A 21243-nucleotide genomic window follows, 5' to 3' on the forward strand; every position below is an offset into this window, starting at 1 on the left:
CGTGTCGAGCGTGGGTCGTGTGGGCCTGGGTCTGGTGTTGGCGAGTTGTTTGGTCGTAGGCCTCGGCGCCGTGTCCGCGAGCGCAGCCGAAGGCCATGACGGGGCTGGTTCGGCGACGCCCGTGGTCGGCGGATTCGGACTGGGCGATGGCGTGGAAGGTCTGATCAACGAACGCGTGGGCTCGTTCTCGTTCGGCCTACCCGCCTCCGGGTTGGGGCTGCAGTGGGACTCCCGTGCGATCGGGGTCGACCAGGTCGGTTTCGGTCCGGGGTGGACGCTCGCGGGCCTGGGACGAATCGGGGTGACCGGCGGACTGACGGTGTTCCCCGCCTCGGGAGGCGCATATGCCGCCGACGCCAGCGCGCCCAGCGGCCTGGCCGGATACGTGCTCGGCGACGTCGTCTTCTCGCAGACGAGCGGGGTGATACCGGCCCGGGCCGACGGGCAGGTCGGCGACCGCGAGTACGCGTTCATGCTGTCTCAGACCGGTGGGACGACGACATACTTCAGCGCGACCGGGCAGCCGCTCACCCACATGGATGCGTTCCACAACCGGAACGACTGGGTATGGGAGTCCAGCGGCTCGTACCGCCTGCTGCGGGCCATCGATGAACTGGGGATGTCGACGGGAGTCGACTGGTCAAACCCCGCCCTCGTCGCCGTCACCCGCACCACCGGCACACGAAGCGGAGCCTCGAGTGTGGTGGAGCTGTCGGGCGGTGAGGTGACCGCGGTGGTCGACCCGACCGGCGCGCGGGTCGCGGTCGGGTACGACACCCCGGGGCGGATCTCACGGATCTCCGGAGCCTCGGGTGCGGTGACCGAAGTGTCGTGGCAGACCCTGGCGGATGGATCGACGGCGGTGGACAGGGTCCGGGTACTGGACGGACTCACCGGAGAAGAGCTCTCCGCGCGGGAATGGGACGCCTCGTCCGCCGTCGCATCCGGCTGGCCCGTCTACGCCGGTGAGGCCGATGTGTTCGCCTCCGGCGACAGCGGCTTCCACTACCAGACCGTCCTCTCGGACGGCGCAACCCGGGTGATCTCGGAATACAACTCCACCCACCTCCTCACCGACCGATCCGTGCAGGTGACCACTCCCTCAGGGCCGGTGACCCTGCAAGAGCAGGCCTTCGGATATCCCGGAATGGATGGCGACAAGGTGCCCGCGCCGTGGGACCTGCCGGAACAGTTCAACCGCCCCACCACCACCGGCGTGACCTTCCGCGACGCGGCAGGCCGACAGCGGGATGCGTCCGAGCAGTACGAGTTCGACACGTTCGGGCGGCCGGTCTCCCATACGTCTGCGGATGGGTCGGTCACCGAGACGACGTACGACCAGACGATTCCGGCCGGTGGAGTACTGCCGATCGGGTTGCCCGTGTCTGAGACAGTCACGACTCCTGACGGATTGGTCTCCGAGACCCGGCACGAGTTCAACGAGGCCCACAGCGCCGCCCTGGTCGCGGAGACCTTCACGGGTAAGACGGGAGAAGACCTGACCCGCACCAGTCGGGCTGAGTACACCGTGCGTGAGGATGGGTTCGTCTCCGAGGAGCGCGCGTTCGGACAGGGCGGCACCGGCGACCCGGTCGTGACGACGCACATGAAGGACGTTGACCTCGAGTCCGGGACGATGACGGTGGCCGCCACGGTCGCTGCCGGGACGGATCTGGCCACCACCACCAGCGAAGTCACGGACCTGCTCATAGGTCAAGCCGTCTCCCAGACAGATCCGGTGGGCAACACGGGCTCGGCGGACTATGACGCCGCGGGTCGGGTGACCGCCCAGACCGATGCGGCCGGCAACACGAGCCGCAGCACGTACTCGACCGTGCAGGCGGACGGGGTCAACGCGACAGTGGTCACCGCTCCGGACGGGGTCGTCACTACGACCGAGACAGATGTGCTGGGTCGGATCGTGAAGGTGACCGACAACCTCAAGGACGGCACTCCCACCGACGGCTTCACTCGGGTGGCGGAATCGCGCGCGTACCCCGAACCGGGAACCATCGAGATCACGGACGCGTGGGGGGCGGTCACCGTCACGAAGCAGGACGTGTTCGGCCGGGAATCCCAGACCGTCGCACCGACCGGACTGACCAAGATCACTCGCTACGACGACATCGCTCACACCGTGACGACCGCTCTGACTCCGACCGGAGACATCGCGGACGCCGAGTACACGTCGACGCAGACCCTGGATGAGAGCGGCCACGTCTCCGAGACAACGGGAACCCGCTCCGACGGGGAGCCCGTCCCGACGATCACATCGGTCTTCGATGGATTCGGACGGCAAACAGCCACCGCCGACGAGACCACGGGCATGACGGTGCAGTGGGACGTGTTCGGCAACCCCGCCGTCGCCACAATCACGCCCCGGGACGCTACTGATGCGCCGGTTGTCGCAGAGCGCCGGTTCGATCAGTTCGGCACGAGCGTGGAGAAGACCCTCAGCGCAGGCAATCTGTCCCGTTCGGGGGGTACCCGCACCCTGGACGTCCTTGGCCAGCCCGTGACAAAGACCGACCAGGACGGGCTGCTCTCCAGCGTCCAACACACCGTGGACGGGCTGGTCGCAAAGACTGTCACCGGGTACGGGCAGGTCACCACCAACACGTACGACCCGGTCACCCGGGCGCTCATCGAGACGGTGACGACCTCTCCGATCGGGCAACAGGTGCGCACCGGGTTCGAGTACGACCCGGTCACCGGGAACCTTCTCGCCGTGTTCGACCCGGCCGACCGGGCCGGCACGCAGATCTCGTACACGTACGACGGGTTCCACAACATCACGAGCACCACCTACCCGGACGGGAAGCGGATCACCCACACGTACGACCCGAACGGTCGCAAGCTGACCACGACCGACATCGCCGGAAACACTACTGCCTATACGTACGACACGGCCGGGCTGCTCACCACCGCGATCCAAACGGACGTGGATGGCACGGAACTCGGCCGGGTCGGGTACACGTACGACGACTATGCCCGCGTCACCGACCTGTCCCGCGGGAACGGGGTGAGTACCCGGTACACGTTCACATCGCTGGATCAGATCGCGACCGAGACCACCACCGGGCCGGACGGTGCCATCCAAGACGCCCGCACCTACACCTACGACGGGCGCGGGAATCTCACCCACCGCACCGACACCACCACCCCGGTGGACGGCACCGAGGCCACCACGACGACAACCGCGTACGAATACGACGCGCAAGACCGGCTCACCCGCTCCACCATCCACGAGGGTGACGCTCAAGAGGGAGCGGTGGTCTCGGACACGACCTACGCACTGACCGTCTCCGGCGATGTCTCACGCGAGAGCGTCACGGCCCTCGATCCCGACACCGGGGTGACCACGACGAGCACACGGGACTTCGCGTACACACCCACCGGAGAGATCGCAGCGATCACCACGACAAGCCCGGACGGAGCTGGCACGACCGCGACCCCTGCCTATGACGCGGCCGGCAACCTCACCACTGCCGTCGATGGCACCCGGTACACCTACAACGCTCTGAACCGACCGGTGACCGAAACCACCCCGACAGGCGGCACTCTCTCAACCGGCTACTGGGCCACCGGGCAACGCGCGAACCTCACCACCACCGACCCGGCAGACGGTGACGGCCGGGCCGGGTTCTACTGGGACGACGCCTCGCTGGTCAACGACACCCACAGCCAGAACGACTCCCCGAGCGGAACCGCGTCTTATCTGATCGGCACGAGCCGACAGACCCGCACCATCACCCGCCCGCACGCAGGGGCCGACACGTCCTACTACACACAGGATCGGCACGGCAGTACCACCGCACTCACAGGTGCGGATGGATCCACCACCACCCGATACACCTACACCGATTACGGCACCCCGACCAGCGCGAGCATCGGCGTGAGCGGGGAAGGGGTCACCCCGCAGGGATGGGTGGGGAACCCGGCCTACCAGCCGTTCCAGTTTGCGGGCGAACACTCCGCCCCCAGCGGCGCGCAATACCTGCAAGCCCGAACGTACGATCCGGGCGCGATGCGATTCACCACGAAAGACACGGCAGAACTGCACAACACCTACAGCTACGCCGACCTCAACCCGGTCACGATGACCGACCCCACGGGCCGGACAGCGGGTCTCGACGCCATCAACGGCGTCACCCTCGGTCTCGGCATCGTCTTCGCCGTGATCAGCATCGTTTCAGCCCTCCCCACGATGGGCGGCTCTCTGGAGGCTTACGGCCTCATCGCCGACGCGTACACGATCGCCGTGTCGACGGCCATCCTCATCGACGAGAACATCACCGACATCATGAGCGACGAGACGGCCGCCGCCCTCACCGCGACCGAACTCGCCATCAGCGTCAGCGTCGGCGCGCTCGGCGCCGTAATGTCTGTGACGACCGCCATCTCCGCATTCAGGGGAGCCACCTCAGCCGGCCGAAGGGGCGAGGCGGCTCTCCTGGATGATGTGGGCGCCCTCAGGCCAGCTGTGGGGCACCCCAGCGTGCAGGGCGAAGGCGGTGCTCCGCTCCTGGACGATGAGGCTACCGTCCTCACTCCCCACACTCAGAGCCCGGGCCTGCGGTACAGACGCGAGACCGCGTTCACGCAAGCACAACCAACGGTTATGCGGGAAAGGAAGGTCGGCGGTGGAGTGGAGAGTCGGGGAGGCGGCGGCGGGGACGACGAGTCATTCTCCGGGTCATCAGACGAATCGCATGAATATCTCCCACCTGGTTGGGAAGTCAATACCAAACCCCTGCGTAAGGGGTGGCTCCGCCCGACCGTGATGGATCCCGACCTGCAGAGGGCTCGACGCCTCGAGATTGATAGCTTGAACAGGGGCCTGTTGTCTGAGCCTTCAGAGCTGCCTTCAGAGGTCCCTCCTTCACCTGTTGATATCCCGGGCGTGACGCGAGCGCGCCCGGGCGCGTTCTCTCAGGATCATTCCCGTACTGTGAGTGAAATCTTGCAGCGAGAGGTTGACCGCCAGACAGCCGGACACTACGCGCGATCCTTCAATGTGTCTGAGGATCTCGAGGCGGGTCGCAGGTTCTCAATAGACATGACCTATTGGACTCGCCCAGGATGGTGATGACAAGCGGGCGGATCCTCGGCCCGTCGTCGCGATCACCAGCGCCGTAGGCGCTTGGCCGGCAGGAGTTCGGTGGCGGCGACCGCTGTCAGGCGATCGGCAGCGGTCACCCAGACCCGGGCCTCGGGCCAATAGTCCGTGATGAGCTCGGCGCACACTCCGCACGGCTCGATGATGTGCAGCGTGCCCTCGGCTCGCCGCAGCACGCTGACGATGCTCACGACCGCCATCGGGGACCCGTCCGCCGCATGCGCGATCGCGTTGCCCGCCGCCACGCCCTCTGCACACACGGCGCTTCGGCGGGCCGACCCATCGACGTGAACACCGAGCTGGATCGAGCCGTCGGCGAGCCGCATCGCGGCGACGACCTCGTGACGGCCCTCGACGTAGACCCTCTTCAGCAGGGCGCATGCGGCATCCATGAGTTCCGCGTCGCCATCGCTCATCTCGAGCGGGCGATGCAGGGGCGGACGGGCCGCGGCATCCGTCATGCGGAGCGCTCCTCGATCCGGAGGATCCGCGCGTAGTTACCGCCCTCGACGAGCGCGCGATCGTCGTCGGACGCGATCGCCTTCTTGATCTTGAACCGCTCGAGGTCGAAGTCCGAGCCGGGCCACTCCGAGCCCATCAGGATCTTCTCCGCCCCCAGCCGCGCATACGCGCGTCTGACGTCGGCCATCAGCGTGGCCGAGGTCTCGAGGTACACGTGCGGCTGACGCTCGGCGACGATGATCGCCTCGGGGACGTTCCACACCGCACCCATATGCGCGATGATCGTCGGCACGTCGGGGTGACCCTTCGCGATCTCTTCGATCGAGAACGGCGCGCAGAACGCGTCGTCGAGGGCGTTGATGATCACCGCCATCCCGTGGCGGGCGCACTCGCGGAACACCGGATCGAGCAGCCCATGATCGGCGACGTGGTACCCGTGCATGCTCGGATGCAGCTTGAGGCCCCGGATACCGGCTTCGGCCATGCGGCGGATCTCGTCGACGGCGTCGTCGTCCTGGGGGCGCACCTGCCCGAAGCCGATGAGCCGGTCGGGGTGCGAGTCCTGGAGGCCGATGATGAAGTCGTTCTCGATCCGCTGCGCGAGCGAGCACACCATGGCCATGTCGACGCCCGCGGCATCCATGCTCGACAGGATCCGATTCGGGTCGAACGGCGTGTAGGCGGGCGGCTCCTCCCCCGGTCGGGCGCCGGTGAGGTAATCGGAGCGCCCGCGGACGTCCTGCGTGGTGTTGTAGGCATCGATGATCATCGTGGTGACGCGTCCCTTCGGCATGCCACGACCGAGCGTGGATCCAATTACATAGTAATAGAATCCAATCCATGATCGAGACCGTTCTCGGACCGATCGATGCGAGTGCTCTCGGCACCGCCTCGACGAATGAGCACATCCTGACCGATTCGCGCGGGCTCCTCCGGCCCACACGCGAGGGCGGCACGCTCGACGGGCCGATCCGCCCCGGGATCCTCGGCGATCTGCGCTGGAGCTGGATGTCGCTCGCCGACAACCTGACGCTCGACGATCCCGGCAGCGCCACCGAAGAGCTCGCGGCTGCGCACGCCGATGGAGTCGAAGCGATCGTCGAGGCGACGTCCTGGGGGATGGGCCCCCGTCACGCCGATCTGCCCGAGATCTCGCGCGCTGCCGGCATCCACATCGTCTCGGCCTACGGCAGCTATATCGACAAGACGCTGCCCGGGTGGTGGAGCGCACAGTCCGAGGCCGAGATGGAGACCGCGTTCACCACGGCGCTCACCGACGCGGTCCCGGGCACATCGTTTCGCGCGGGGCTCCTCGGGCTCCTGGGGACGAGCGCGCAGATCACCGCCGCGGAGGGGCGGGCCTTGCGGGCGGCCGGGCGCGCCGCTGCGGCCGCGGGCTCCGCCGTGAGTATCCGTCTGGACGGCGCGGCCAGACGCGCGCCCGATGTCATCGAGATCCTCACCGCGCAAGGCCTCGGCGCGGACCGCATCCTGTTCTGCAACATCGACAAGGTGCTGGATGCCGCGTACGTGCGCGACGTCGTCGATGCCGGCGCCGTCGTGGAGTTCGCATTCGGGAGCGAGCACAACTTCGCCGACCTTGCACGCGACGCGACCGATGTGGAGCGCATGCAGTTTCTCTGCGGGCTGCTCGCCGATCGGCCCGCCGCCGCCATCACGCTCTCGTGCTCGGTGTGGACCAAGGGCCAGCTCACGCGGCACGGCGGGATGGGATACGGCCATGTCGTGCGCCGCGTCGCGCCCGCTTTGCGCCGCCTCGGCGTCTCGGAGGAGCACATGGAGTGGATGCTCGTGGCCACGCCTGCGCTGCTCTTGGATCGCCCGCCGCGCTCGTAGGGACGGCGCTGAGCCGCCTTCTCGCGGACCCACGTGACCCGCTCACCCACGCAGGGTCGCGTCGTGGTCGCGTCGCGGTCGCGTCGCGGTCGAGGATGCGCCATTCACCTCTGGCGCTCCTGATATTCTGACATATCAGGATTGAGTGTGGAGGATTCATGAGATCAGTTCTCGGTGTGGGCCGCGGGGCGTGCAGCGTGGTTTTGGTCGGCTGTCTCGTACTGGGCGCGGGCGCGGTGTCGGCGAGCGCGGCTGAGGGTGATCGCGCCGCGGATTCAGCATCACCGATCGTCGGTGGGTTCGGTCTGGGTGACGGGGTCGAGGGTTTGATCGATGAGCGAGTGGGCTCGTTCTCATTCGCCGTCGCGGTCGCGGGGTTGGGATTGCGGTGGGATTCCCGTTCGATCGGTGTGGACCGGGTGGGTTTCGGCTCCGGATGGATGCTGTCCGGCCTTTGGTCGGTGAGCGTGACGGGCGGGATACGGGTGTTCACTCCGTCGGGCGACGTCGTCGACGCTGACGCGAGCGTCCCCTCGGGGTTGGCTGGGTACGTGCTCGGGGATGTGGTGTTCTCGCAGACCGGCGGGGTACTGCGTGGCCGGGTGGATGGCCTGGTCGGTGACCGGGAGTACGGGTTCGTGCTGTCGCAGACCGGAGGGACGACGACATATTTCGCGGCGACCGGGGCCCGGGTGGCGCAGGTGGACGGGTTCGGGAACCGGACTGATTGGGTGACCGCATCCGACGGGTCGAACCGGCTGGTGCGGGTCGTGGACCCGCTCGGCGTGGTGACCGGGGTGGACTGGTCCAACCCTGCCGCCGTGCGTGTCACCCGCAGCGCGGGCATGGACACGGGCACCTCTGGGGTGGTCGAGTTGGACGGGGGCAGTGTCACCGGTGTGGTCGATCCCATGGGCGGCCGGACGACGATCGGGTATGACTCGTCGGGTTCGATCTCACGGATCACCGCGGTGTCCGGGGCGGTGACGGAGGTGTCGTGGCAGACCCTCGTGGATGGGTCTCGGGCGGTTGATCGTGTCCGCGTCATCAACGGCCCCACCGGGGCGGAGTTGTCTGCACGGGAGTGGGATGCAGTGACGGAGGTGGCGTCGGGCTGGCCGGTGTACACGAGCGAGAGCGACGTCTTCTCCTCGGGGGATAGCGGGTTCCGGTACCAGACGGCCGTGTCGGACGGTGCTACTCGGGTGATCTCGGAGTACAACTCCAACCACTTGTTGATCAATCGGGCCCTGGAAGTCTCCACCGAGTCAGGGCCCATGATTCTGCAGAACCAGGCGCTCGAATACCCCGGAGCGGCCGGGGGGACGGTTCCGGAACCGTGGGACCTGCCGCAGCAGTTCAACCGCCCCACCACCGCCCGAGCGGTCTTTCACGATTCCGGCAACCGGGAGCGAACCACGTCCGAGCATTACGAGTTCGACACGTACGGCCGAGCCACCTCGCACACCTCCGTGGGTGGATCCGTCCGAGAGACGACCTACGACGACACGGTGAGGGCGGGCGGGGTGCTCCCCATCGGCCTGCCGCTGACCGAGACGGTCACCACCACTGAAGGACTCGTCTCACAGACCCGTTACGAGTTGAACGAGGCGCGCACGGCGCACACGGTTGCGGAGACCTTCGCAGGGAAGAAGGGGGAGGAGCTGACCCGCACCGGGCGGTCAGAATACACGGTGGACCCGGACGGGTTCGTGTCGGAGGAGCGGCAGTTCGAGCAGGGAGGCGGCGGAACCCCCGTCGTGATCGCATACGCGAAGGATGTGGATCTCGAGTCCGGAACGGTGACGGCTGCCAGCACGCTCGCAGCCGGGACCGAGTTCGCCGTGACCACGAGCGAGGTGACCGACGTGCTGGTCGGCCAGCCGGTATCGCAGACTGGCCCCGTCGGAAACACCGGAACGGCGGAGTACGACCCGGTCGGTCGCGTCACGGCGAACACCGACCCGGCCGGGCGCACGACCCGCACGAAGTACCTGACAGCGCAGGCTGACGGGGTCAATGCGACCGTCGTGACGACGCCGGATGGGGTGGTCACCACGACGGAGACGGACGTGCTGGGCAGGGTCGTGAGGATCACCGACAACCTGAAAGACGGGGCTCCCATGGACGGGCAGGTCAGAGTGGTGCAATCGCGGGCTTACCCGGACGCGGGGACGGTTGAGATCACTGACGCATGGGGGGCGGTGACGATCACGAAGCAAGACGTCTTCGGTCGGGAGGTGCAGACCCGCGCGCCGACGGGGCTGGTCAAGACCTCCCGGTATGACGATGTCGCCCACACGATCACGACTGGTCTCACCCCGACCGGCAACCTTGCCGATGCGGAATCCACGAGCACGCAACTGCTCGACGACGCCGGACAAGTCACGGCGACGAGCGGTACCCGTGCCGATGCGGGACAGGTCCCCACCGTCCAGTCCGTGTATGACGGGTTCGGGCGGGAAATGACAACGACAGACGGAACCACGCGTACCGAGGTGGCGCGAGACGTGTTCGGCAACCCGACCTCGACCACCGTCACCCCCCAGGAGGATGAGGGCATCGCGTTCGTCGCCGAGCGCCGGTTCGATGAGACGGGGACCAGTGTGGAGAAGACTCTCATCGCGGGCGGCCAGTCTCGTTCCGGTGGGTACCGCACCTTGGATATCCTCGGGCGGACGGAGACGGAGACCAATCAGGTCGGGTCGACGACGACTTACCGGTACACACCCGATGGTCTGGTCGCCGAAGCGGTCACTGGGTATGGGCAGGTCACCACCAACACATACGACCCCGCGACCCGAAACCTGACCGAGCGTGTGACCACCTCTCCGATTGGGGAACAGGTCAGTACCCGGTCCGAGTATGACCCGGTCACCGGGGACCTGCGTGCCGTGTTCGACCCTGCCGACCGCGCCGGCACTGAGGTCTCGTACACGTATGACGGATTCCACAACCCCACCCGCATCACATATCCGGACGGGAAGCGGATCACGCACACCTACGACCCCAACGGTCGAAGGACCAGCACGACCGACATTGCGGGGAACACCACGACCTACCGGCACGACCCCGCGGGTTTGCTCACGACCGCCGTCCAAACGGATGCTGCCGGGGTGGAGATCGGACGGGTCCGGTACACGGTCGACGAATACGCGCGCGTCACAGAGATGTCGCGTGGCAACGACGTCACCACCCGGTACACGTTCACCTCGCACGACGAGATCGCGACGGAGACCACGACCGGGCCGGACGGGACCGTCCAGGATGACCGGGAGTACACCTACGACGGGCGCGGGAACCTCATCCTCCGCGTCGACACCACAACGGATGGCACAACGACGACGCTTTATGCGTATGACGAGCACGACCGGCTCACCCACTCCAGCGTGCATCAGGGTGACACCGCCGAAGGGTTGGTCCTGTCGGCGACGACCTACCTGCTGACCGTCTCAGGCGACATCTCCCGTGAGACAGTGAACGCCCGCGACCCCGACACCGGGGTCACCTCGACGACCGTGCGGGAGTTCATCTACACCCCGACCGGGGAAATCGCCGGGATCACCACCACGAGGCCGGAGGGAAGCACGACCGCCACTCCCGCCTACGATGCGGCCGGCAACCTCACGACCGCCGTGGACGGCACCCGGTACACGTACAACGCCACCAACCAGCCGGTCACCGAGACCACCCCCACCGGAGACACGCTCACAACCGCATACTGGGCGACCGGGGAACGCGCCCACCTCACGGTCCAGGACGGTCCCGACTCGGGGGAGGCGCGGTTCTACTGGGACGAGTCCACTCTGATCAACGACACCCACGCCCAGGGAGAGAACCCGGCGGGCATCGCGTCGTACCTGATCGGCACCACCCGGCACACCCGAACCACCACCTCAGAAACGCGCTCCGGGTCGGACACGGTCTACTACACGCAAGACCGGCACGGGAACACCACCACCCTCACGGACACCGACGGCATCCCCTTCACGCGCTATGCCTACACCGACTACGGCAGCCCCCGCACCACCGCACCGGCGACCGGCGCGGGTTCGGAATGGATCGGCGACCTGACCTACCAGCCGTTCCAATATGCCGGCGAAGACGCCACCCCCTCCGGCCGGCAATACTTGCACGCGCGCACCTACGACCCAGCAACCATGCGGTTCACCACCAAAGACACTGCACAACTGCACAACACCTACAACTACGCCGATCTCAACCCGGTGATGATGACCGATCCCACCGGGCGCACCGCACAGTGGGAACGCGACCTCAGCAGAGTCCTGGGGTGGGGAGGCGTCGCGCTCGCGGTCTACAGTGCAGGCGCCGCGGTATCCACCCTCCTCACCGGAGGACTCGCCGCGCTCGGATGGGCCGGAGGCGCCGCACTCATCGGCGGCCTCCTTGCGGATGTCGGCAGCGCCGGGCTCATGGTCGGACGCATGCTCGCAGAGGACGCAGGCGAATCCGGCAGCGCCTCGTTCTTCACTTCCGGTGCCGCGCTCGGGATCGAGATCGGCCTCGGCGTTGTCGGAGTAGTCGCCGCCGGCTACCTCACCTTCACGGCGGCGAAGTCGATCGTCGCGAAAGGCACTCGAGCAAGGGGGGTCGCCGCCACCGAAGAAACGCCACTCGTCAGAACCACCGACGTGTCCCCGGAGCCCCTCACTCGCGTGCAGCAAGCGCAGAGAGTGATCGATAAGGCGGCGGCAGACCTTGAGACCCACAGACTCAACGCCAAACCACCGCAGTTCGGCGACTCCAATATTCGACGCTTCCGGAGCCGCTGGACCGCCACCAGTGGGAGCAGGATGCACGGACATTCATTTCCGAGGAAGCAACAAAGTTGAGTGCAATTCGCGATGCAGCGAGAGGAGGTTTCGTGGACGGTGTAGACAGGAAATCGCTTGTGGATGCGTGGGATGCATTCATCGATCACCACAAGAGTTCTTATCCCAAATCCGGCCGTACCAGCTTTCCCGAAACCGTGGAGGCGGCGCGCCGGGAGGCCTTCACCGGAGCATATACACCGGACATGCCCTCAACTCCCACGGGGGCCCTCACCGGGACATATTGAAAGATACTGAGCGAAGTTGTTCGCCCGCGCCGCGCGAGTGTCGTAGGTATGTTCTAGTCTGGACGTATGTTCTTCGATGCGTCGCTCCCGCCAGACCCGCAGTGCGCGGAGGCATGGTGCGACGATGAGACAGAGCCTGAGGCGTTCGAACTCCCGGACACGATCGATCGCCTGATCGAGATCTCATCGGTCGTGACGATGCAGGCCGCACAGCGGCTGATCGGTGTGGATGTGCTGCGTCGAGAGTTTCTTGCGGCGGCCGTGGCTCACGGCCGATCACTCACCGATGTGGTCGAGCGGTCCGTGCGGTTGGAGATCGCGGCCGCCCTGCGGGTCGCCGAGAACGAAGCCGGAGTCATGCTCGCCCTGGGCGAAGCCCTCGTCGACCGGTACCCGGCGGTGCTCGATTCGTTCGCCGCTGCGCGCATGACCGAACGGCACGCGCGCACGCTCGTCGACGCGCTCGACGCGCTCGAACCCGAATTCCGCACACAGATCCTCGATCCCGCGATCGAGCTGGCGGAAGAACTTCCGGTCGGTGCGTTCCGGCGGCGCCTGAACGCACTGGCTGAGACGGTGCGGGCGACGACGCTCACCGCGCGACACGACACGGCACTCGCTCGCAGGCGGGTGGTGCTGCAACCCGATCATGACGCGATGACGTGGGTGATGGCGCTGATGCCCGCCGTCGAGGCGCACGCGATCTGGGCACGAGCGACCGCGATCGCGAAGGTCCTCCTCGCGCAAGACGGCGAGGAGCGCACGCTGGATCAGCTCCGCGCCGACGTCATGGCCGACCTCCTCATCGAGGGCGATACCACCAGCCACCCCGCGAGGGCCCGCGGCATCCGCGCGACCGTCGCCGTCACGGTTCCGGTCCTCACACTGCTCGACGACGCCTCCTCCGGCAGCGAACCCGCCCTCGTGGAAGGCGTCGGGCCCATTCCGATCGCTCGCGCCCGCGAACTCGCCGGGGCCTCGGAAGGATGGATGCGGGTTCTCACTCATCCCGAGACCGGGATGGTCTTATCCGTCGGCCGCGACAGATACCGCCCACCGCCGGCACTGCGGCGACTGGTCGCCTGGCGTGCCGACCGATGCATGGCCCCGGGTTGCGGCATCCCCGCTTCCCGCTGCCAGATCGACCACCGCCTCGCATGGGAGGACGGCGGCGAGACCCGACTCGACAACCTGAACCCGCTCTGCATCGGGCATCACACCGTGAAGCACCACGGCGGCTGGAGAGTGCTCGACGTCGAAGGCGGCTACGGCGCTGTCGAATGGATCTCGCCCACCGGCCGACGGTACGTCGTCGAGCCCGAACGAAAGGTACCCGTATTCCGCACACACGGCCCGACCGGCCCGCCGCCGTTCTGATCGTCGCGCCGTCGATCCGCTGTGCCCTGATTCGCGCGGCACAGCGGATTCACCGGAAGACAGCACGCGTCGGTCGAGCGCCCGCGGGGTCGGGCCCGAGCCCGTCCCCGTCGAGCCCGTCCCCGTCGAGCACGTCTTTGTCGAGCCCGTCCCCGTCGATCCCATCCCCGTCGAGCACGAGGACGACCGCGCCCGCGCCCGCGCCGGCCGTCCACACGTGGGCGACCCCCGCGGGCACGCGTACGCACCCGCCCGCGTCGAGGGGATGCCGTTCACCGCCCGCCACGAAATCAGCACGCCCCTCGACGACGAGGTAGACAGCATCCGTCGACAGGCGAAGCCCGTGTGAGACCCCCGCCCGGAGTGGAAGTGACTCGATGCGATCGGGAGCCGCCAGGGCGTCGTCCTGGGCCGCCGCAAGAGGAGCCGGAGGCCCGTGGCGACGCACCCCCACGGAGGCGGAGAACGCGACCATGCGCGCTCGGTCGGACTGCGGCGCAGTGAACCCGTCGGGCGGGAGCCCCGGTCCAGTGGCCGGAACGCCGAACGCGCGCGTCCACTCCTCGAGCCCGCTCGGATGGCTCAAGACGATGACCTCGGCGGGGCGCACGCCGTCCACTCGGTAGCAGTGGGCGCGTCCGCCCGGTACCCGCACCACACCGCCGGCCTCGCACCGTATGCCTCGGGCCAGCAGGGCCGGGGTCCACGGATCGCCCGTATCGTCGAGCTCCTCCACCCGAATGCTCCAGACCGTGAGCGTTCCGGAGAGGACGATGAACGTCTCGTCCTGCGGGTGCGAATGCAGCGGCGGGCCCTGCCCCGGGGGCAGCACCTCGGCGAGCACAGCGAGCGAGCCGTCATCGTCGCCGCCCGCGAGGACGATCTCGCTCCGGGTGCCCTCCGACCAGTAGGCGGTCCGCTCCCCCGCCGAGACGATGCGCATCCCGGGGATCATGCCCGGATCAGGCCAGACGCTCGTGCACGAGAGGAAGCACCTCGGTCGCCAGCAGCTCGAGCGAACGACGGTACGCCTCGGGGTCATCGGAGTAGTCGTAGACCGACGCGAGGAGTGTGCCGAACCCGCCCGTCTGCTCGTACAGGGCGACGATCCCGTTCGCGACGGTGTCGGGAGACCCGATGAGCCACGTCTCGGCCAGCCGGTCGACCGTGACGGGCCCGGTCGCCGCGATGTCGGGCGCGAAATGCGGCAGCACGCCTCGCCGCTCGGCGTGCGGAAGGATCCACTCCCGATACGTGCGGCCCATCGCGCCTCCGAGCGAACGCCGGCGAGCCTCCTCATCCGTGTCGGCGACGAACAGCGGATGCGACACACGCCAGATGTCGCGGTGCGCGGCACGACCGGCTTCCGCTGCCCCCTCGGCGTAGACGTCCCAGTGCGTCGCCGCGTACGACGGGCTGTGCACCACGGTCATCGGGATGAACCCCTGGGCACCCGCTCGGCGGAGACTCGAGGACGCGGGGCTGGCGCCGACCACGGCGATCTCGGGGTGGTCTCCGCGGAACGGACGAAGGTGTGGCCCGGCGAGGGTTTCGTCGTACGCCGGCGAGTCGACGCTCCAATGCTCACCCTCGAAGCGGTACGCCTCGCCGCGCGCCCATGCACGCCACAGGCCGAGGATGATCTCCTGCGCCTCGCGCGCCTTGCGGGCGTTCTCCTCCGGCCCGGTGCTGGCGAACAGCTGCTGATCACTCGCGTAGCTGCCCGCTCCGAAGGCAACCATGTAGCGGCCCTCGGCCACCTGGTCGAGCCACGCGATGCGGGCGGCGAGCGCGGCCGGGTGATGGTACGGAAGGAGATGGGCGGCCGGACCGAGGCGGATGCGGCTGGTCTGCGCGAGTGCGGTGGCGATCAGGAGGTCGGGGGCGGGCAGTGGCTCCCAGCCGAGCGTGTAGTGCTCGCCGATCCAGGCTTCGGTGAAGCCGAGTTCGTCAGCCCAGCGCAGCACCTGCAGATCCCACTCGTGGGCGACGCGGAGGGAATGCTCCGGCATCCGGAACGTGGCCGCGAACAGTCCGAACCGCATCCCGATGATCCCTTCAGACCAGCCGGAGGATGCGGGCGGCGTTATCGCCGAGGATCGCATCCCGCTCGCCGCGACCGAGACCGGGTAGCCCCTCGACGACGTCGGCGGTCGCCCCGGGGCTGTACCAGGGGAAGTCGGAGCCCATCGTGATGCGCTCGACTCCGATCTCGCGGATGAGCCCCACGACCTGCTCGGCGGTGGGTCCCTTCGTCGCGCCGATCCACATCACGATCTCGGAAAGGTCGAAGAAGATGCCCCGCTGAGCTTCGGCCAGGGCGGTCACCGCCCGCCATGACGCCCCGCCGAGGTGGGCGAGGATCATCATGAGGCGGGGATGCGCGGCCGCGACCGCGGCGAACGCGGCCGGGTCCGACCACCCGTACCCCCGGAGGTCCGGCCCGCTGTGGAAGACGATGGGGGCGCGCGCATCGGCGCACGCCTCGTAGACGCCGATGAGCCCTGGGTCGTCGGGGTAGGTGCGGATCGCGATCGGGTGGAGCTTCAGCCCTCGCCCGCCCCAATCGCCGAACGCCTCCGCGAGGTGTGCTCCGGACTGCGCCGACGTCATCACGGCGGGATTGGCCGTCACGAACGGCAGCAGCTGCGGATGCGCCGCACCGACGTCGCACAGCCACCGGTTGTAGGCGACGAGCCCGTCGACATGATCGGGGTGGGCGGGCGGAACCGGCCAGTGCCTGGCCCCGCCCTCCGGGTGCGGCAGTGCGGGCAGCTCGTAGCTGCCCAGGAGCGCGGCGTAATCGACATCCGCGTCCGCGAGAGCCCGGAGGGCGTCGTCGACGGTGCCCGCGACACCCGCGAAGACGACATCGTCCTTCTCGCCGTACTCCACGATGGGGTACGCCGTCAGATCGTGGAGGCCCTCCGCGGCATCCGCGTACGCGTGCAGGTGCGTGTCGACGCGCATCAGGCGGCCGGCTCGACGAACGCGGAACGGGTCTGCACGACCGCCGTCATCTCGAACGAATTGCCGCCGGACAGCGTGTTCACGCCGAGGCCCATCGACGTCGAGCGCCCGATCCGGTCGCCGAACACCTCGACGAAGAGGTCGGCGGCACCGTTGGTGACGAGGTTCACGTCGGTGAACTCCGGGGTCACGACGACGCAGGTGAGGGTCTGCACGAAGCCGGTCACCTCGTCGAGCGAACCGAGCGCGTAGCGGATGAGTCCGAGCACGTTGATGGCGGCGTAGCGTGCAGCCTGATAGCCCTCCTCCAGGGTGACCGTCGACCCGACCCGGCCGGGGAAGACCTTGTTGCCGGCGCGATCCTCCGGTGTGATGCCGCTCAGGGTGAGCGTGCGGCCTTCTCGATGGAACGCCTTCATCGTGCCGTAGCGCTCCCCGTACGGGGGGTTCGCGTAATCGGGGATGACGAGACCGAGCTGCGCGGCGCGCTCCTCGGCGGTGGAGACGGTGTGCACAGCATCCTCCTGTGAGTCCTAGAATGGATCCAGATTACACCATATCGGATACATTAAGAGATCTGCCGATGAGGCGATCTGCCGATGAGGAGATCTGCCGATGAAGAGGAGACCTGACGATGACCGGTAGCGCAGAAGCACGCGTGCGGGAGCTCGCTCTCGACCTTCCCGACTACGCGAACCCGCCGTACGGGCGGCGGTACGGACGCATCAAGCCGTTCCACCGCATCGGCAACCTGCTCGAGCTGAGCGGCCTGACCCCCGAGAACCGCGCCGGCGATCGCCTGCACCCCGGACTGGTCGGGCGCGACGTCACGGTCGAGGAGGGCTATGCGGCTGCGCGCCTGACGGCCATCCACACCCTCGGCATGATCCGCTACGCGCTCGGTTCGCTCGACGAGGTGGTCAGCCTCTCCCGCGCGCTCTGCTTCGTCGCGTGCCCTCCCGGCTTCGAAGACCTGCACGGAGTGTCCAACGGCGCCAGCGATCTCTTCAACGACGTCTTCGGCGAAGAGATCGGCACGATCGGTCGCGCATCGATCGGAGCGACCGCGCTCTCGCGCAACAACTGCTTCGAGCTGTGGCTGAGCCTGGAGTGCGCGCCCCTGCGTGAGGGCGAGTGACACCGAACGACATGGTGCCGCGCGACATCACGCGCACCCTCCCGTTCTGGCTGATCTTCGCCGCCTCGGCGCTGGGTGCGATGACGAATGCGGCGAGCACGCCGATCATCCCCCTGTACGTCGCCGAGATCCTGGGCGGTGGCGTCACCCTGTCCGGAGTGGTGATCTCGCTGGCTGCCCTCGCGTCGATCGCGGCGATGCCGATCGCCGGCTCGTACGCCGACCGCAAGGGCTATCGCCGGATCGCGCTGATCGGCGGCGGGATGGCGATCGTCGCGCTGGTGCTCCTGGCCGTCGTGCCGACCCTGTGGAGCGCCGTCACCAGTCGCCTTCTCTTCGGCCTCGGCAATTCCGCCGCCATGACGCTCGTCATGGCCTGGCTCGTCGCGATCGCCCCGCCCCGGCAGCGCGGCAAGGCCCTCAGCATCTACGGCCTGAGCGTATGGCTGGGCGTCGCGGCCGGCCCGCAGCTCGGCAGCGCCGTGAATCAGTCGTTCGGTCCGCTCGCGGTCTTCGGGGTGTGCGCCGTGCTCGAGCTCATCACGTTCATCCTCATCGCATCCCTCCCCTCACCGATCGGATCAGCCGCGGCGCGCGCACCACGCGGAGAGCGGCCTCGGCTGACCGGTCGTGCGCTGATGGCGGCTTTCGGCGCAGTGTGGGTGCCGGGTGTCGCCGCAGCGGCGGCGTGGTGCGGCGAAGGTCTCATGCTCGGATTCCTCATCGTGCACCTCACCGGGCGCGGCGTGCCGGAGTACGGCGTCTTCGGCGCCGCCTCGGTCTTCGCCGTCTTCGCCGTCAGCGTGATCGCCGCCCGCCTGGTACTGGCGGGAATGCCCGACCGCATCGGGCCGCTCCGGTCGACCGGGATCTCGCTGACGAGCCTGTCGGCGGGGATGGCGACGCTCGCCCTCGCCGGAGACTTCTGGGTCGCCGCCGTCGGCGCGGTACTGATCGGCATCGGGTTCTCGCCGCTCTACCCGTCGCTCACGATGCTCGCCACGCGCGGGCTGCACGACGATAACCGCGCCCTGGGCCTCGGGCTGTTCTCCAGCTTCACGAGCGTCGGCTACGCCGGCGGGGCCCTCATCGGCGGAGTCGTGATCGCGATGTTCTCGTCCATGTGGGCGTTCCTGCTCGTCGCGGGACTCCAGCTGGTCGCCCTCGCCGTGGTGACGATCTTCACGCACGACGATCACCCGCGCTCGGGTCGCGGGGACGAACCGCGAGACCCCGCCGCCTGAGCTCAGGCGACGGGGTTTCGGTGCTCGCGGGCCGCCCGGTGCGAGCGGCCGCGGGGCCTCAGGCGGCCAGAGCCTCTTCGGCGACGGTCTGGTCGGCGCACGCGATGATGTGCACGCGGCCCGGGTTGCTGCACGCGACCCGGGTGGATGCGCCGACGACGAGTGCCGACACATCGGCCGCAGGGGGAAGCGAGCAGACGACGCGTCGACCGGCGTCGGTCATCAGCTCGAGACGGAACCGGCTTCCCTGGAAGCTGAGCAGGCGCACGGTGCCCTCGATCGACCACGCGGGGGTGGTTGCACCGGCGGCGATGACCTCGAGGTCCTCCGGGCGGATCACCGCGACGCCGTCGCCTCGCATCCCGGGCTGCATGTCGACGATCGAGCCCGCGACCGTCGGCAGCAGGTTGGCCTCGCCGAGGAACCCCGCGATGTACTCGTCCGCGGGCCGGCGATAGAGCGCTTCCGGCGTATCGACCTGCACGATGAATCCGTCGCGCATGATGGCGACCCGGTCCGACATCGTCAGCGCCTCGGTCTGGTCGTGGGTGACCGACACCGTGGTGATGCCGACCTTGCGCTGGATGCGGGTGATCTCGACCTGCATCTGCTCGCGCAGCTGCTTGTCGAGCGCGGCCATCGGCTCGTCGAGGAGCAGGATGCCGGGGTTCGCGGCCAGTGCGCGGGCGAGAGCGACGCGCTGGCGCTGGCCGCCGGACAGCGACGCCGGGGACCGATCGGCCATGCCGGGCAGCTGCACGAGCGCGAGCATCTCGTCGGCGACGGCCCGCTGCTGCTTCGACGGCTTGCGTGCCGCACGCAGGGGGAAGGCGACGTTCTCGCCGATCGTCAGATGCGGGAACAGGGCGTACGACTGGAAGACCACGCCCACGTTCCTCTTCTGCGGCGGCCGCTTCTCGACGTTCACGCCGTCGAACAGCACCTCGCCCGAGTCGACCGCCTGAAGACCCGCGATGACATTGAGGAGAGTCGACTTGCCGCTGCCGCTCGCGCCGAGGAGCGTCACGAACTCTCCGGGCCGCACATCGAGCGCGACCCCCTTGAGCACGTGGTTGTGTCCGAGCGTGACGTGGATATCGGAGACCGAGAGGGCGATGGTCATTCCGTTACTCCTTCCAGGGCGGTGGGGCGTGACACGGCGGCGTCGATACGGCGCTGCGTGCGACGACGACGGATCAGATTCGAGATCGGGAGGATCGTGAGGACGACGATCGCGAGGATCGAGACCAGGGTGGATGCGGCGGTGAGCTCGGGTGAGAAGGCCTCCTGCGAGGCGTTCAGCATCCGCAACGGCAGCGTCTGCATCCCCGGTGGCATCAGGAACACCGCGAGCACCACCTCGTCGAAGACGACGATGAAGGCGAAGAGTGCACCGGAGAAGATGTACGGGAGCACGGCCGGCAACTCGATCGTGCGCAGGATGAGCGGCCAGCGCGCTCCCATCGTGCTCGCCGCGGGGCGCAGCGCCGGATCGATCCTGGCCACGCCTCCGGAAGCGATCACGAACACGTAGGGCAGGGCGATGAGCGACTGGCCGATGATCAGCGTGACGAGAGTTCCGCGCAGGAATCCGAGATCCATGTTGACCCCGTACAGGCCGACCGCGTAGGCGATGGGCGGGAGCGCGATCGGCACGATGAAGAGCGTGCGGATCCAGCGGGCGGCCACCCTGCTGCGCACGCGGGTCAGGCCGAGCGCTCCGGCGACCCCGAGGACGGTGGCGATCAGCGTGGAGATGGTGCTCGTCCACAGCGACAGCCAGAACGAGCCCATCCACCGGCGGTCCGAGAGGACCTCGCCGTACCACTGCAGCGAGAATCCCTCCGGCGGGAACTGGATGAAGCTCCCGGACGTCCATGACGTCGACACGAGGATCAGGAACGGCACGATCAGCAACAGGCTCGCGAGAGCCGCGATGACCATGACGGGCAGGCGGTACCAACCGAGGGAACGGGCGATCGTGGAGCTCACCGGG

15 protein-coding genes are annotated in these 21243 nt (G+C 68.0%); 7 read left to right on the top strand and 8 right to left on the bottom strand.

The annotated features are described in order from the left end of the window. The first annotated feature begins 70 nt into the window (after positions 1-70). A complete protein-coding gene (locus F6B43_RS11405) occupies positions 71-5089 on the top strand; it encodes an RHS repeat-associated core domain-containing protein (RefSeq protein ID WP_150449048.1) in 5019 nt (1672 codons plus the stop codon). Between the two features lie 35 nt (positions 5090-5124). On the opposite strand, the gene F6B43_RS11410 is transcribed toward F6B43_RS11405, so the two are convergent. Beyond that, positions 5125-5580: a cytidine/deoxycytidylate deaminase family protein gene (locus tag F6B43_RS11410; protein WP_211368117.1), complete on the bottom strand. Its 456-nt coding sequence runs from the start codon at positions 5578-5580 to the stop codon at positions 5125-5127. Further along, complete coding sequence (locus F6B43_RS11415; RefSeq protein ID WP_211368118.1) at positions 5577-6374, bottom strand: amidohydrolase family protein; 798 nt, start codon at positions 6372-6374, stop codon at positions 5577-5579. The genes F6B43_RS11410 and F6B43_RS11415 overlap by 4 nt, the downstream gene beginning before the upstream one ends. A 47-nt stretch (positions 6375-6421) precedes the next feature. Here F6B43_RS11415 and F6B43_RS11420 point away from each other — a divergent pair, with 47 nt between their 5' ends. The 4 genes from F6B43_RS11420 (at position 6422) to F6B43_RS11435 (ending at position 13895) form a co-directional block, all read left to right on the top strand. Beyond that, a complete protein-coding gene (locus tag F6B43_RS11420) occupies positions 6422-7438 on the top strand; it encodes a phosphotriesterase family protein (RefSeq protein WP_150449049.1) in 1017 nt (338 codons plus the stop codon). Between the two features lie 158 nt (positions 7439-7596). Next, positions 7597-12291 carry an RHS repeat domain-containing protein gene (locus F6B43_RS11425; RefSeq protein WP_150449050.1) on the top strand — a complete coding sequence of 1565 codons (4695 nt, stop codon included), beginning with the start codon at positions 7597-7599 and terminating at the stop codon, positions 12289-12291. 32 nt (positions 12292-12323) lie between these two features. Beyond that, positions 12324-12518 (top strand): hypothetical protein, encoded by a 195-nt coding sequence (locus F6B43_RS11430; protein WP_150449051.1) that lies wholly within the window; start codon positions 12324-12326, stop codon positions 12516-12518. Positions 12519-12584: 66 nt separating this feature from the next. Further along, positions 12585-13895: an HNH endonuclease signature motif containing protein gene (locus F6B43_RS11435; RefSeq protein WP_150449052.1), complete on the top strand. Its 1311-nt coding sequence runs from the start codon at positions 12585-12587 to the stop codon at positions 13893-13895. Between the two features lie 49 nt (positions 13896-13944). On the opposite strand, the gene F6B43_RS11440 is transcribed toward F6B43_RS11435, so the two are convergent. The 4 genes from F6B43_RS11440 to F6B43_RS11455 are packed head-to-tail and all read right to left on the bottom strand — an operon-like array spanning position 13945 to position 17380. Continuing rightward, positions 13945-14838, bottom strand: coding sequence for a cupin domain-containing protein (locus tag F6B43_RS11440; protein ID WP_170285634.1), 894 nt, complete (start codon positions 14836-14838; stop codon positions 13945-13947). Positions 14839-14857: 19 nt separating this feature from the next. Further along, positions 14858-15940 carry an LLM class flavin-dependent oxidoreductase gene (locus tag F6B43_RS11445; protein WP_170285635.1) on the bottom strand — a complete coding sequence of 361 codons (1083 nt, stop codon included), beginning with the start codon at positions 15938-15940 and terminating at the stop codon, positions 14858-14860. A 13-nt stretch (positions 15941-15953) separates the two neighbouring features. Then, positions 15954-16865 carry an amidohydrolase family protein gene (locus F6B43_RS11450; RefSeq protein WP_150449055.1) on the bottom strand — a complete coding sequence of 304 codons (912 nt, stop codon included), beginning with the start codon at positions 16863-16865 and terminating at the stop codon, positions 15954-15956. Further along, positions 16865-17380: a RidA family protein gene (locus F6B43_RS11455; RefSeq protein WP_150449056.1), complete on the bottom strand. Its 516-nt coding sequence runs from the start codon at positions 17378-17380 to the stop codon at positions 16865-16867. Before F6B43_RS11455 ends, F6B43_RS11450 begins: the two co-directional genes overlap by 1 nt. A 119-nt stretch (positions 17381-17499) precedes the next feature. Between F6B43_RS11455 and F6B43_RS11460 the strand changes: the two genes are divergently transcribed. Then, positions 17500-18003, top strand: coding sequence for a RidA family protein (locus F6B43_RS11460; protein ID WP_150449057.1), 504 nt, complete (start codon positions 17500-17502; stop codon positions 18001-18003). Further along, positions 18000-19247, top strand: a complete 1248-nt coding sequence (locus tag F6B43_RS11465) for an MFS transporter (RefSeq protein ID WP_150449058.1) — start codon at positions 18000-18002, stop codon at positions 19245-19247. The genes F6B43_RS11460 and F6B43_RS11465 overlap by 4 nt, the downstream gene beginning before the upstream one ends. 58 nt (positions 19248-19305) lie before the next feature. Here the strand turns inward: F6B43_RS11465 and F6B43_RS11470 are convergent, their stop codons facing one another. Beyond that, complete coding sequence (locus F6B43_RS11470) at positions 19306-20370, bottom strand: ABC transporter ATP-binding protein (protein WP_150449059.1); 1065 nt, start codon at positions 20368-20370, stop codon at positions 19306-19308. Then, positions 20367-21239: an ABC transporter permease gene (locus F6B43_RS11475; RefSeq protein ID WP_150449060.1), complete on the bottom strand. Its 873-nt coding sequence runs from the start codon at positions 21237-21239 to the stop codon at positions 20367-20369. Before F6B43_RS11475 ends, F6B43_RS11470 begins: the two co-directional genes overlap by 4 nt. Between the last annotated feature and the right edge of the window lie 4 nt (positions 21240-21243).

Source organism: Microbacterium rhizomatis, from assembly GCF_008710745.1.
Lineage (GTDB): Bacteria > Actinomycetota > Actinomycetes > Actinomycetales > Microbacteriaceae > Microbacterium > Microbacterium rhizomatis.

Excerpts from the sequence above, each read along its gene's own strand:
- F6B43_RS11410 (WP_211368117.1), bottom strand. The coding sequence starts at position 5,580 with ATGACGGATGCCGCGGCCCGTCCGCCCCTGCATCGCCCGCTCGAGATG.
- F6B43_RS11415 (WP_211368118.1), bottom strand. The coding sequence starts at position 6,374 with ATGCCGAAGGGACGCGTCACCACGATGATCATCGATGCCTACAACACC.
- F6B43_RS11420 (WP_150449049.1), top strand. The coding sequence starts at position 6,422 with ATGATCGAGACCGTTCTCGGACCGATCGATGCGAGTGCTCTCGGCACC.
- F6B43_RS11425 (WP_150449050.1), top strand. The coding sequence starts at position 7,597 with ATGAGATCAGTTCTCGGTGTGGGCCGCGGGGCGTGCAGCGTGGTTTTG.
- F6B43_RS11435 (WP_150449052.1), top strand. The coding sequence starts at position 12,585 with ATGTTCTTCGATGCGTCGCTCCCGCCAGACCCGCAGTGCGCGGAGGCA.
- F6B43_RS11440 (WP_170285634.1), bottom strand. The coding sequence starts at position 14,838 with ATGCGCATCGTCTCGGCGGGGGAGCGGACCGCCTACTGGTCGGAGGGC.
- F6B43_RS11445 (WP_170285635.1), bottom strand. The coding sequence starts at position 15,940 with ATGCGGTTCGGACTGTTCGCGGCCACGTTCCGGATGCCGGAGCATTCC.
- F6B43_RS11450 (WP_150449055.1), bottom strand. The coding sequence starts at position 16,865 with ATGCGCGTCGACACGCACCTGCACGCGTACGCGGATGCCGCGGAGGGC.
- F6B43_RS11460 (WP_150449057.1), top strand. The coding sequence starts at position 17,500 with ATGACCGGTAGCGCAGAAGCACGCGTGCGGGAGCTCGCTCTCGACCTT.
- F6B43_RS11470 (WP_150449059.1), bottom strand. The coding sequence starts at position 20,370 with ATGACCATCGCCCTCTCGGTCTCCGATATCCACGTCACGCTCGGACAC.